The following is a 12,804-nucleotide window of genomic DNA, read 5'->3' as shown; positions in this document are numbered from 1 at the left end:
TCGCTTTAATGCCCTTCTCGCACTGTGGACATCGACCTGTAAATAGTGGGTGGCTGTCCAGCAGCACCAGTCGCTGCTCCAGCGATCGTCGTTGCAATGGCTCTAGAATTAGTTCATCACCGTAATAACTAGCCCCCTGTGGCTGCCACCTGTCGCCGCACCAGTCTGAGAGATCGTCAGGTACAACAGCCTCAATTGAGGCTGCTCTGAAGTCTACACAATAGTTGCCCCCGACCCCAGTAGGATGAATGCCACAGACCATATAAGAGCTATGGGCGTAGAAGTCGCAGTATTGGCAGCACTCAAGCTTAACCATCAGTACCCGCAGTTCTCAGCCCCAAAGGACTGGGTAATCGTACCATCCGGCTCCATCGTGGCACACCAGACATCTCCAGCCCGCCAAAGCTGGTAGCGGTGGCCACCCTCGACCACCAGGAAGGTGCCCACTACGATTAGGGCAGCACCAGCAGCGATAGCCCCCAGCACCCGTAGAGGCCGAACGGTAGTTGGTGTAATTGGTCGAGCATCTTTCATTCTGCACCCCAGACAGTTCCCTATAGGATGCCCGGAAACAACAAATTTCCCATTATCTATACCTAAGATGGGAGATAGAAGACGGGAATTGAGAAGCCACTCCATCGGGCAATTGCCACTACTGCATCTTCAACTCAGTGATCTCCCCCAGGGATTTCAAATTCTCCAGGCGCTTTCCGAAGGAATCAGCACTTTGGCTAGGTCGCCAGTGCTACGCCCCTGATTGGAGCAATTGCTTGGAAGGGTGCGATCGGCTTAAGGCTAAGAATGGGCACAGAGTAGTTGCGCCGGGAGGCAACTAGTCGAGTTGCGCGCGCCGGCAACTTTTGGCTCCCTTCAGGACCATCAGCCAATCTTATCCATAGGGCTGCGTCTCACCACCCACTATGACGTCCCGATTCCAACCAAAAGTCCTCAAGCTGCTCTGGAACAGGCTATTTCTAACCCCTGAACTTCTCTATTAACAAGGCTTTCAGAAGATATGGCCCATTTTTACACGAATCGGTGCCATACCCCAAATTCACCTGCTGACCGTACTCATCGATCTGAGCGTGATACTCTTCCCAGGTCACCAACTGGCTGTAATAGTCTCCGTACTCGGCACTGCCAGCAATATAGAGGTCTCCCGATTGCAGTTCCAGCAAGATATGGGAGAAGACGCACAGCTCAAACTGTTGGCGGTGCAGTTGTTTTGGAGGCACTGACCGTTGGGAAGAGGCCTGTCCCGTGACCAGTTTCAACCATTTGGCCGGAATCCAGGACAGATCCAGGGCTTCAGAGGGGGAGGCCGTAGCCTGCTCGTTCGTCTCAGCGGTTGGAACATCCAGCCAGGTGCTGCGGGATGTGCGATGGTGCCGTATAAACCGAATGGCCATCTCTAGATGTTGATTGTGAGTACTGGACTGCAGAGGCACCACCTCGAGGAAACGAAATAGGGTGGCTCGGTGGCTCTTGTAAAAGCGGTGCAAGAACGGCAGGTAGTTATTGTCGGTATGGGCGATATGGGCCTCGCAGTGTTCTATATCTATAGCCACTTAGGTTAGGACGCAGCTTGCTTAAGAACGGCCTCGATTGCAGCCCGCAAACCATCGTCATGGGGGAGAGCTTTTCGAATCCGGCTTTTCAACCACCCCCAGCACTTTTCAATGCGATTGAGGTCAGGGGAATAGGGTGGGAGATAAACCACCTCACAGCCTACCGCTTCAATCAATTCGGCAATGCGTCCGCCGTGGTGAAAGGTGGCATTATCGAGCACAACCCAGTCTCCAGGGCACAACTGCGGAATCAAACCGGTCTCCAACCAGGTTTCAAAGACAGTACGATTACAAGCCCCTTCGACGGTAAACGGAGCAATGAGTTGATGCCCTCGATACCCGGCGATCATATTGACACGTCCCTAGCGTCGTCCGGATTTAAGGTCATAGCACCGCTCACCCGCAGGGGCATAGCCATATCCATAGGCATCACGCTCATCCATTCCCGACTCATCCACGTAGACTCAGTAGATCACAAACCAACGAAATCATAGAGGTTTAAGCCCTTGCCTTGCTGCCTTTGTTAGACATGCGACAGAATTGGTGGCGTTATTTAACGCCTGCAAGGCTTGTACATCGCAGTTCTCGGGATGGAAGATAATCGGCCTAATGCCCTATAGGTAAGGACTCTACGAAACTTTGTGATCCACTGAGACTAGATGTCGGGCTTTAGGCTCTGGGACTTGAGCTATGAACGCCTGCCGCTTTTGCTCACCTCTCTGGCGATAGCCGTAGGTCTTTTTTTTCGCGTCCAGTGGATGACATCCAAGCCCCGTGAGATGGTTTGTTGACTCATCGGACCGGGCCAGCACTCCGCCATCTCAGCGTGGGTTTTGTGACGGGGCTGCTCGGCAAAGGCGCGAAACGCCTCCCAACAGCTATAGCTCGGTAACTTCCGCCCTACGGCAGCTCACTAACCAGGTTGACCAGATTTTTCGTTTCCTACAATGAATCAACCCTGCCACGAACCGCTTTCTCAGTTCCCTCTAGGGTTTTCACCTCTTCTGGATCGGTCTCGCCATAAAGCAATGCGGCTAACTCCTCCGTGAAGTCTTTCTGGCGGGCTTGTTTAGATGTGTCTATGGGATCGCCGGTCGAGTGAATGATGCCCAAAGCCTAGCTCTCGTACTGCCATCTAAAAAGTAAGAATTGATACTCATCATATAATTGGGATGCACCCGACCCATATGACTTGAGTAGAAAGTGAAAAAACGCAATTGAGGCATTATCTGACTCAGTTGACGCGCAAGACTTTGTGACATTCAAAGCCTGTGGATATGCCGAAACGCTTGATTCAATTACTACCACACCATCTTAAGTTTAACAATTCATCTATCCTTTTATAGAAGGTATACCTTGATACGGTAACGCTATTAAGCGAGGATCTAAAAATATTAAATTTTATGTTCTATACAAATGAATTGTGAGCCTAATGATTTAATCTTTGAACACAGGAACAGCTTAGTATCGTCTGATTATTTTCAGAAGGCTTAGCTGTTGTTGTCGGATCTAGTGCTCTTCAGTTCTTCCTGAAAATCAAAGGCTTTCTTCATAAGTCATGCCTGCAAATACTCATGAAATCAGAGGTTATATATGGCAGACGACATTTCGAAACAATTGAAGCAATTGTCTAATCTTACACCGGAGGCACGCGCACGTGTCTCAGAGGCTTTGAAGGCCAACATTGAAAAAGAGTTGATAACAGGTCCGATTTCTCCCGGTGGGTCAGCCGCAGCGTTCTCACGCGGGATACTCTTCAGTCGTTCAACTTCGTCATTCAAGGAGCTTGAAGAAACGGTCATAAATAGCGCGGTTGAATTGGACGATGTAAAATTTAAGTCCTTTGTTGAACGTCTTTCTGCAATACGTGGGCAACAATAGAACTATTAACTATTCGGAAATAAGCCCAAAAACTTCGAATTCCTTTACTTGAAAAGCTTTCAGTGGCTTCGTACTAAAGTTACTAGAAGCTGAGACTGGTACAGGTTTCAGGTGTCTTGAAACTATTTCCAACACGTCTTTATAGTTCATGAGTTTGATGTTCGGTGAAAGCTCTAAAAATAGTTTTCACCGAATTTCAAGAAATCAGGTTTTGAAAACCAAATCTTACAAAACTTTTACCAATTTTGACCACTAATTTCTAACATGCATTCGGCATTGCCAGAATGGATTACGGACGGTGAAATAGTAGATGAAATAAATCTGTTGTGCATTGACCAAATCACCTCTCATCTCCCAAATTTTGAGAGAGTGGTTTGGTTAAGTGTGGCTTCTAAAAGAGCTGCCCTAAATATCAATTAGGAATGGAGGCCGGATGAATGCCTTGCACTGCTGATGTTGATGCTTTTGATTATATTTCATCTTTGTATGATTCGCCTTGGGAATGGATGCCCTATGGCGCTAAGTACACACGTTTGCTCATTTCACATATCGACAGATGGGTTGCCCATCCATCTTTTGCTCTCGACAATTCCTTACTCAAACAATCACTTAAGCAAGCAGCAAACGATGGTGCGAACTGGCTTTGGCATCCGTGCATAAGTGCAATTTTTACAGAGGTCTCCGCACCGCAGAGAGATTTGCAGTTAGCAGTGTGGGTAGCTATTAATTGTGCTGACTATGATGATAGAGCTTTGATTGTTGAACCAATGCAAGTGTGGGTTGGTAGTAAAGCCGTTAACATTGAGCGTGGTAATGCTGTCTTAAAGGAGCTGACCAAGTATGGCACTCAAAACATTTTATCCCCAGATGTTTGGTGTGAATCTATAGGCGAAGAGATTGAATCTAGCTGGGCATCTCAACCACCAACTAGTATGTCCGAGCAAAAGCAATTACAAGCAGACTTACTACACTTGGTGCGTGCTTTAGACTTGCTCCATACTAAGCATCAAAAATGTGCGAGATGGCTTAGTGAAGCAGTGCGCATCATCATTCCATTGCATGCGCAAGACTCCGAATCATTTCGAAGCGGTTCGTCTCCGAGGCTGCCTGGACTTGTGGAGTGTGATTGCCAGTCCGAACTTCAAGTGCTAGAAGCCCTAGTACACGAAGCGGCGCATCTCTACTTATATAGATATGAGTTGGCATCACCTCTCGTTGATCCTGCGCATGATAGGCGTTATGAGTCACCGCTGCGCTCCGAGCCTCGACCGCTGCGGGGTATTCTTCTTGCCTATCATGCACTTGCATTTATAGCGTGTCTCTATCGTGATGTGCTCGATTTAGGGTTGTTTAGCAAACATAAAATCATTTCAGATGAACATGAACAGATAGTGCTCCTTGCCTTGGAAGCTGAGCGTACATTGCTTTCTCAATCAATTGCACTCACTTCCTTAGGAATTAAAATTTTTGAAAGTACCAGCTATGTTCTCAAATACAGTCTTCGCTAATCACGTATCAGAACTTCAGTTTATTATTAAAGTAACATCTCGCTGCAACCTAAATTGCAGTTATTGCTACGTTTATAATAAGGGAGACACAAGTTGGATAAAACGTCCACACGTGATGTCTAATGAAGTATTCGATGCTGCAGTTGAGCGGATTCGACGACACTGCCTCAGATCCGGACAACAGACTGTGCGCGTCACTTTGCATGGTGGTGAACCATTGCTGATAGGAAAGGAACGTTTTGCAGCTTTTTGCCGTACGATCCAAAAGGAATTAAAAGAGGTATGCCCTGTAGAGATTTCCTTACAGACAAATGGTGTGCTAGTCGACGAAGAATGGGCTGATCTAATCTCGCAATACGGTGTTTCGGTTGGGCTTAGCCTAGACGGACCAAGTTCAATACACGATCGTTTTCGGTTAGACCACAATGGAAAAGGCTCACATAACCAAGTCGAGCGTGCGCTATCTATTCTCGGCACACGAAAAATTCCTGTACAGGTTCTGTGTGTAATTCAATTTGGAACTAGAGGATTGGATGTACACAGATATTTTGTCGGTCAGGGTGTTAAGAGAATTAATTATCTTCTCCCTGACTTTACCCACGACACAATTGCACCAATTCGAGAAGCTTTTGGCGCTACGCCATGTGCAGACTATTTACTGCCTATACTTGAACACTGGTGGGCAAACGATACATCCGATGTCTTGGTCAGTATCTTCTGGAATGTTGCACGGGTGATCTTAGGAGGAACAACACAGATCGATTTCCTTGGCAATCCTCTTTACCAGTACGTCTTTGTTGAGGCCGATGGTTGCATAGAAGGATTAGATGTGCTTCGCGTATGCGGAGAGAACCTTTCAATGACTGGTCTCAACGTACAAAATCATGATTTTTCGTCCATTGCCGAGCAAAGTCCAATGCACGAGCAAATCATGTTCAAAGGTATCGATTTGCCCTCAGCATGTGAATCATGTCCTGAGAAGTTAACGTGTGCTGGTGGTTATTTACCTCATAGATTTTCTAGAGAACAAGGATTCGACAATCCAACTGTGTGGTGTGAAGACATGAAATTGATTTTTGCTAAGCTGCGTCAGCTTCTTAATGTACCTGTTGAGGAGACTCTTTTGCGTCGCAAAGCTCTTTGCATACCAGAGGTGAGCAATGTCCTTGAGTCCGTCATTGACTGAGTATTCGGTACCAACTAAAGAAGCTAACAAACACGCTTCTATTCTCGATATGCTGATGGTACTTCAATGGCAAAATAAGCACGATACGCTTGCCGCCATTCATGAACGTTGGCTTGCTTTTGTGTATGCATGTCTAGAGTTACGACTGGCCAGCGTCGCAACGAAAACCCCAGCACTAGCTACAGCCTTAACAGAACAGCTTTCTTCTCTCTCTGAGCCAGTTATCGAGAGCATTCTATTGGCTCCAGAGTGCACTTTTCGACTGCTTCCGCGTCGACCTGCTACAGAGAATGATGCAGCTGAGTATCTGCGCAAGGCAATTCTCGTAGAGCGTATCCGGGCAGGTAACATGATGCCGGTAGAAGAGGAACTATGCTCCGCGCGGGGCGATTTCGTCGTGTATATCAACGGCCAGTGTGTGCAGACGCCTCGTGTTGCTGGGTTGTGGCTCGATGTCGGGAGCAGACAGAGCCGCTATTTGGACATCTCTGGTCAACGCTTTGAGATCGACGAAGCGCGAGAACCGTTTGCTGTGGAGGAACTTGAGCTTGTGCTAGAACGTGTCCGCAAGGCATGCGTAGGCATTTCAGCAGTTAGCCCATACATGCTCTCCTTTGTCACTTTGTTCACTAAGGTGTTGATATTGCAACCAGATCCAAAAGAGCCGTTTTCATCTGGATCAAACGGATATTTCGTGGGTCGAAGCGTTATTAGTAATCCACACATACCCACGGTAGATGAAGCAGATATTGCAGATGCAATTGTTCATGAGGCCATACATTCATTACTTTACATGCAAGAGGATCTTGAGCCTTGGGTCATGGATGAAGAAATGTATGATCCGACCCCGCGAATACGATCCCCCTGGACAGGGAACCCTCTTCCTATTCGTCCATTTTTGCAGGCTTGCTTTGTTTGGTATGGACTCACTCATTTTTGGAGCCAAGCCTTTGAAGTTTTTCCTGAAAGACGTGTGCGATCACTCCTAGCTCGATCGTCTACAGGCTTTGTTGGGCCGAAACTTATTGGAGAAATTGGTGAGTGGGAAAAACGGGTAGATCCATCTGTGAGGCAGGTTATTGATGCTATGCAAGACCAAATAAAAACTGCACTGATGGAAATTCTATAAATTTCATTATTCATTACTTGTAAGCATTTGTACTAATATCAGAACTTTAAGATGCTTTCTCATTCACATAGTTCAAAAACAAAAAGTAGTTTCCAGGCATCCAAATCGCCTGAAATTACAGGCCCGAGCGAAACTCTTTCTCATTCTTGCGATAGCTATATCACTCGCCTTAGCCAGCTCACACACCGCACACCTGTACGAAAGCAATATCATGGCGGCACCCACCGAATTATGGAGCCTGAGGAGACATGGAAGCGTGTACAGCCTATTTTGAGTCGTACGGGAATCACGCGAGTGGCAAACGTTACTGGACTCGATCATATTGGAATTCCTGTATTTATGGTTTGCCGCCCCAACGCTCGTTCTGTTTCCGTCTCCCAAGGGAAAGGTCTCTCAGTAAGTTGTGCTCGAGTTTCTGGAGTGATGGAGGCTTTGGAGTTGTTCCACGCCGAGAATATTCACCGACCATTGCATTATTCAAGTTATAACGAGATGAGCCGCCGAAAGCGCACTACTAATGTGGAGCGGATCTGTAAGACACGCCATAGTCCTTTTAACAAAGACACTCCCATTCTATGGATTGAGGGTGTCGACTTACTCTCAAACGAGCCGACATGGGTGCCTTATGAGTGTGTGAGTATGAACACCTCGCTTCCGCATCCACCGGGCTCAGGCTGTTTTCTAGCTACATCGAACGGGCTCGCATCTGGTAATGACATAGTTGAAGCAGTAAACCATGGTCTTTATGAAGTGATTGAGCGGGATGCAACTACACTTTGGCACTTTAGTGATGATGCGAATTTGTCAAATAGGCTCCTCGATCTGGATACTGTTGATGATGTAGCTTGCAAGGAAGGGCTTGAACGCTGTAGACAAGCGGGTGTATTTGTCCTTGCATGGGATTTAACGAGTGATGTTGGTATTCCTACATTCGCTTGTCTGATTGGAGAGGATGAATACGGTCTTGCTTACCAGCGCTCTGCTGCAAGTGGCTATGGATGTCATCTGGATCGCGGCATTGCGCTACTACGTGCTATCACTGAAGCAGTGCAAAGCCGTCTTACATATATAGCAGGTTCACGAGACGATCTTTTTCGTGATGAGTACAAAGATAATGTGCAAACTCGAATTCACTTGCGCCAATGTGAAGTGCTACGAGGAATCAAAGGTTCACGTAAATTCCATGAAATAGCTGTTGCGGCCACGGAAACAGTGGATTCAGACCTCCAATTGCTCATACGACGCCTCCAAGACGTGGGTGTAGATGAAATCGTCGCTGTGGACCTCAGTGATCCAGAACTTGAAGTGCCTGTTGCTCGAGTTGTTGTTCCAGGATTGGAGGGACCGCATAGTGATCCCGACTATGTGCCTGGTCCGCGAGGCAGGGCTGCTCAGGAGGTTTCAGTATGACTATTTTTGTATTCCTTGGCCCAACAATCTCTGTGAATGAGGCACTTTCTATATTAGACGCAGTTTATTTGCCACCTGTCTCCCAAGGAGATGTTCTAAGACTATGCAAGCACCGTCCGCGCGCTATAGGAATCATTGATGGGCTGTTCGATCACGTTCCCTCTGTCTGGCACAAAGAAATTTTATGGGCAATTAAACAAGGCATTACAGTCTTTGGTAGTTCAAGTATGGGTGCTATACGTGCAGCGGAGCTTGCTCCATTCGGAATGATCGGAGTGGGACGTATATATTCAGCGTACAGAGATGGTGAGGTAGAAGATGATGACGAAGTTGCTGTAGCGCATGCACCTGCAGAACTAGATTTCGTAAAAACCTCAGAAGCTATGTTTAATATACGCTTAACATTCGAGCGCGCAAACATTGATGGGGTTATCAGCAAGGCAACGACCAACACTCTTGTGAGTATTGCCAAGGAAACTTATTATCCGAATCGCAACTATCGAACCGTACTAAAGATTGCACAGCAACACGGTGTTTCTGACGATGAGTTAAATCGTCTTTCGTCATGGCTAAATACTGGGTTCGTTGATCAGAAGAAACTAGATGCAATTGAGCTTCTTTCCGTAATGTATAAATGGTCTCATAAAACCCATCAAATAGAAGCACCATCGTTTAACTTCGAACATACTTCATTATGGGAGCAGCTTCGTCGTACAGCAGGCGAGATTCAGCTAGTGAAGGACAAGACCCCTGATGTACTTTTCCGCAACGCAATTGTCGATGAGCTTCGTTTGAATTCTGAGCTATTGGAGAAGCTTGTAGAAATCACGAGCGCTCGCAAAATACTTATTGAGGAAGCATCTCATCAGCGCTTTTCCATAGACGATGAAGCAATTTATGAAACTGTTATTGAATTTAGGCGCAAGCGGAACCTACTGGAAGGACAAGACCTTGAGCAATGGATACATAGCAATGATCTCACCATGCTCGACTTTTTTCGGCTCATGGAAAAGGAGACCCTTCTCAACCGTCTTAAAAGTAGTATACGTAGCGATCTTTCTATCGATTTTCTCGATCAAATGCGTTTAAGCGGCATTTATCCGATGCTGGTGACCGCGGTGCGGGCTAAGCAGGAAATCCTGGAAGAAATAGATAATATTTCGCCTCCAGTCGATATCTATGAAAAGGCTGTTAATTGGTACTTTGAGCAACGGAAGCGTAATCCTGAACCAGTTGAACAGGAGGCAGCGCGAGTTGGCTTTGAAGATTCCAACGCATTTTTGAGAGCAGTTTTGTGCGATTATTTTTACCAAGAACGAGTTGTGAACCATGCTTAACGATAATAGGAATCTCGTTCTTAACAGCGCACCAGATTGGTCGACATCGACTTGTTCGTTGGATAGAATCGCCTACCTATTTAGTGGCCATGATCGAATAGTTGGGATCTATGGCAACCTCAATGGACCGAATCGAACAACAACTTGTCCACATTCATTCTTAGTATGTTGCACGCATCTCAATGCTTCATCAAACTTAATGTGTCAGGTTCTCGATTGCGCAGTTGATTATAAGTGGAGCAGAATTGAATTCAACAGTGCATTTCTCAATTGGCAAAGAGAACAATGGAATTTAAGCATAATTGACAATAGTAAACATGAGGGTTTATCACATCTGATTCTTTCTGTAGGCGAAACAGGCTCCGAACTGCAAAAGTATTTCACACAAGACTTGCCTCGTCACCTGAATCAACTAGGTGTAGAAAAAGCGAAGCCAAGTAGTGCCAAACCAAAGGTAGACATTGGCTCAAAGAGTATCACGGAAGTTGCAGCGTCCCTCACTAATTGTCGTATTGTTGTATATACAGGAGCGGGAATCTCTTCCGCAAGCGGAATTCCTACCTTCCGCGGAGACAACGGCATTGAAGCAAAGATTCCATTAGATGAGCCGTTTCCTGGTGAACTTGTGGCGTGGATGATTGCTAAACCTAATGAACTGGCTAAGTTGATTTGTGATTTTCAGGAACAGCTTAGTCAGGCTCAGCCTAATGAAGCTCATTTCCAAATTTCAATACTAGAGTGCTCTGGTCATATCACGTGTGTGGTCTCTGGAAATATCGACCAACTGCATAAGATAGCAGGTAGTCGAGAGGTCATCACTCCTCGTACTTTTGTGGCAAACACTTCACTCAGATTGTCGGCATTCGATACATTGCTTGTATTGGGAGTATCTGATGACACAGAAGGCGTCATTTCAATGGCTAGGGCCAATAACAAAAGAGTTGTCATTGTCGATCCATTTATACCTAAGTATCTAGCTGAGTTTGACGAATATGTTTGCGCTCCTGCTTCGAATTTCTTGGCAGCACTGATTCGCGAAATTGACAGCACTACGCAACCATGTGTGATCGGATCAAGTAGATTTCCTATGATAGATATTCCTAGCATACATAAGAGTTCAGAAAGTAGGTTAGGAACGCAACTTGATTTGCCTAGGTTAGTAGAACTGGTTGCAGATTTTCCAAGTAGTCGTTCAACGATTCATGGAGTGAAGCATTGGCAGGAGACCGCATGGATCGCGCTGCAACTACTTGAAGATCAGCCGGATGCAGACCCCTATGTTGTGCAGTTATTTTCGGTTTTTCATGATTGCCAACGATGGAACGATGAGCATGATCCTGATCACGGTCGCCGTGCTGCCCAATTGATTTTGCGCATGGGCACAGAGCATTTGGGTATTTGTGATAGACAGATCGAGTTATTGGCAACGGCATGTGCTCTGCACGCGGATGGATACATAACTTCTGATCCAACAATTGCTTTATGTTGGGATGCTGACCGATTTGGTTTGTGGAGAATTGGCGTCTCTCCTCAGCCTGCAGGTATGTCCTTACCACAATCGCGACATCTATGCCGTATCTTTGATGCTCAGTATCTGCGCTACTCAACGCCTGGCTGGGATGTAATCGCTTCCTCGTACAAAAGCCTATCCCAAAGATTATTACAATGAGCATTCTGTGGGAGCGATTCATACACCTTTGTTCATGGCAAAAGTCATCCGATGCCTTAGCTCAGCTTCGTGCGATTCACTACTCCAATGCTAAGCGAAACCTTCAGACAATCGTTAAACTTATTGAACAAGATATATCTTTAAATGCCTCAAATCTTCTGGAACGTTTTGAAAAACTTCCCCCCGAAAGCAAACACCGATTACAGCTTGCCCCAGACACGCATACTCAGTCAGTTCTATGTAATCCGAACAATGCTGCAGAATACCTGCATAATGCGATTGAAGTCGAAATGCGTGCGATTAAAAGACAACACCTTAGACACTCTTCTCCACATATTTATAGGAATGCAGCAGTTGATTATCGGCTAGGATCCGGACCGTTTGTCGATTTGAAGGGCCCAGACGTTTTGCGCCCTCTGCCAGATATTCCAGGACAAGCGGCCCGGTTGCCATCTGAAGCTGCACAGAGCGTGCTAATTCGGTTGCATCACGCCTACCATTCCATCGGTAACGTATCGAAGTATGCTCAGGCACTTATTGATCAAACGACCCTAGTTATCGTATGTCGTGAGGATGTATCCCTACCGACATGTGTCGCCGCATGTAGTCCTATCGCAATTGGCCGAACAGTTCTACGTAATCCTCATCGAACTGAAGTAGATGAAGAAGAGTTAGCTGAGTGCCTGATTCACGAAGCTATCCATACAGCTATTGATATCGCAGAGCTCGAATCACCAATGTTTTTACCGGCTACTGTAAGCAATGTGAAACTGATTTCGCCATGGTCAGGGCGAAGTCTGGATATCAATACTTATCTGCAAGCTTGTTGGGTTTGGTTTGGTTTAGCTTCATTCTGGGCAGACGCACTCGTAAGCCAAGCATTTGATATGAAGAAATCATTTTTTCGACTTAATCGCGCACTTCGCGGATTTACCACAGATATTTCTGTTCCCCTTGTTCCTATGTATGAGGTGCTCAATTCTACAATGCTATGCAGTCTTAAAAGTTCACAACAGCTAGCCCAGGAGCTTCTCACCACATACAACCTTAGTGGTGCAGAAAAGTTCTGAAAGGGTTGTTATGTAAGGAGTCTCAAATGAGACGAAGTAGGTTGGT

Annotated in this window: 11 protein-coding genes and 1 pseudogene; 8 read left to right on the top strand and 4 right to left on the bottom strand. The window is 46.2% G+C overall.

Annotated features, from left to right (window positions below; all coding sequences use genetic code 11):
* Positions 1–315 precede the first annotated feature (315 nt).
* The 4 genes and pseudogenes from H6G07_RS19050 to H6G07_RS19035 all read right to left on the bottom strand — a co-directional run bounded on the left by H6G07_RS19050 (position 316) and on the right by H6G07_RS19035 (position 2,681).
* Complete coding sequence (locus H6G07_RS19050; protein ID WP_073609721.1) at positions 316–534, bottom strand: hypothetical protein; 219 nt, start codon at positions 532–534, stop codon at positions 316–318.
* Positions 535–974: 440 nt separating this feature from the next.
* A complete protein-coding gene (locus tag H6G07_RS19045) occupies positions 975–1,409 on the bottom strand; it encodes a hypothetical protein (protein WP_139297111.1) in 435 nt (144 codons plus the stop codon).
* 164 nt (positions 1,410–1,573) lie between these two features.
* Positions 1,574–2,032: pseudogene (locus tag H6G07_RS19040) on the bottom strand (IS630 family transposase); the annotation flags it as partial.
* A 478-nt stretch (positions 2,033–2,510) separates the two neighbouring features.
* Positions 2,511–2,681, bottom strand: a complete 171-nt coding sequence (locus tag H6G07_RS19035; protein WP_171973058.1) for a hypothetical protein — start codon at positions 2,679–2,681, stop codon at positions 2,511–2,513.
* A gap of 480 nt (positions 2,682–3,161) precedes the next feature.
* Between H6G07_RS19035 and H6G07_RS19030 the strand changes: the two genes are divergently transcribed.
* From H6G07_RS19030 to H6G07_RS18995, 8 genes are all read left to right on the top strand, one after another.
* Positions 3,162–3,449, top strand: a complete 288-nt coding sequence (locus H6G07_RS19030) for a hypothetical protein (RefSeq protein ID WP_073609719.1) — start codon at positions 3,162–3,164, stop codon at positions 3,447–3,449.
* A gap of 437 nt (positions 3,450–3,886) precedes the next feature.
* Positions 3,887–4,957: an aKG-HExxH-type peptide beta-hydroxylase gene (locus tag H6G07_RS19025; RefSeq protein WP_084173353.1), complete on the top strand. Its 1,071-nt coding sequence runs from the start codon at positions 3,887–3,889 to the stop codon at positions 4,955–4,957.
* Positions 4,932–6,143: a radical SAM protein gene (locus H6G07_RS19020; protein WP_073609717.1), complete on the top strand. Its 1,212-nt coding sequence runs from the start codon at positions 4,932–4,934 to the stop codon at positions 6,141–6,143. The genes H6G07_RS19025 and H6G07_RS19020 overlap by 26 nt, the downstream gene beginning before the upstream one ends.
* Positions 6,136–7,272, top strand: coding sequence for an aKG-HExxH-type peptide beta-hydroxylase (locus H6G07_RS19015; RefSeq protein WP_171973057.1), 1,137 nt, complete (start codon positions 6,136–6,138; stop codon positions 7,270–7,272). The genes H6G07_RS19020 and H6G07_RS19015 overlap by 8 nt, the downstream gene beginning before the upstream one ends.
* A gap of 51 nt (positions 7,273–7,323) precedes the next feature.
* Positions 7,324–8,682 (top strand): YcaO-like family protein, encoded by a 1,359-nt coding sequence (locus H6G07_RS19010; RefSeq protein WP_199312243.1) that lies wholly within the window; start codon positions 7,324–7,326, stop codon positions 8,680–8,682.
* Entirely contained in the window at positions 8,679–10,019 is a 1,341-nt protein-coding gene (locus H6G07_RS19005; protein WP_073609715.1) for a TfuA-related McrA-glycine thioamidation protein, read from the top strand. The genes H6G07_RS19010 and H6G07_RS19005 overlap by 4 nt, the downstream gene beginning before the upstream one ends.
* Positions 10,020–10,218: 199 nt before the next feature.
* Complete coding sequence (locus tag H6G07_RS19000) at positions 10,219–11,688, top strand: Sir2 family NAD-dependent protein deacetylase (protein ID WP_073609714.1); 1,470 nt, start codon at positions 10,219–10,221, stop codon at positions 11,686–11,688.
* Complete coding sequence (locus H6G07_RS18995) at positions 11,685–12,758, top strand: HEXXH motif-containing putative peptide modification protein (protein ID WP_073609713.1); 1,074 nt, start codon at positions 11,685–11,687, stop codon at positions 12,756–12,758. Before H6G07_RS19000 ends, H6G07_RS18995 begins: the two co-directional genes overlap by 4 nt.
* Positions 12,759–12,804 lie beyond the last annotated feature (46 nt).

This window comes from Phormidium tenue FACHB-1052, from assembly GCF_014696675.1.
GTDB lineage: Bacteria > Cyanobacteriota > Cyanobacteriia > Phormidesmidales > Phormidesmidaceae > Nodosilinea > Nodosilinea tenuis_A.
This window is presented reverse-complemented; position numbering and strand designations above follow the sequence as displayed.

What these genes read in the sequence shown, in the direction of transcription:
- H6G07_RS19050 (WP_073609721.1), bottom strand. Translation starts at nt 534, where the DNA reads ATGAAAGATGCTCGACCAATTACACCAACTACCGTTCGGCCTCTACGG.
- H6G07_RS19045 (WP_139297111.1), bottom strand. Translation starts at nt 1,409, where the DNA reads ATGGCCATTCGGTTTATACGGCACCATCGCACATCCCGCAGCACCTGG.
- H6G07_RS19030 (WP_073609719.1), top strand. Translation starts at nt 3,162, where the DNA reads ATGGCAGACGACATTTCGAAACAATTGAAGCAATTGTCTAATCTTACA.
- H6G07_RS19025 (WP_084173353.1), top strand. Translation starts at nt 3,887, where the DNA reads ATGCCTTGCACTGCTGATGTTGATGCTTTTGATTATATTTCATCTTTG.
- H6G07_RS19020 (WP_073609717.1), top strand. Translation starts at nt 4,932, where the DNA reads ATGTTCTCAAATACAGTCTTCGCTAATCACGTATCAGAACTTCAGTTT.
- H6G07_RS19010 (WP_199312243.1), top strand. Translation starts at nt 7,324, where the DNA reads ATGCTTTCTCATTCACATAGTTCAAAAACAAAAAGTAGTTTCCAGGCA.
- H6G07_RS19005 (WP_073609715.1), top strand. Translation starts at nt 8,679, where the DNA reads ATGACTATTTTTGTATTCCTTGGCCCAACAATCTCTGTGAATGAGGCA.
- H6G07_RS19000 (WP_073609714.1), top strand. Translation starts at nt 10,219, where the DNA reads ATGTGTCAGGTTCTCGATTGCGCAGTTGATTATAAGTGGAGCAGAATT.
- H6G07_RS18995 (WP_073609713.1), top strand. Translation starts at nt 11,685, where the DNA reads ATGAGCATTCTGTGGGAGCGATTCATACACCTTTGTTCATGGCAAAAG.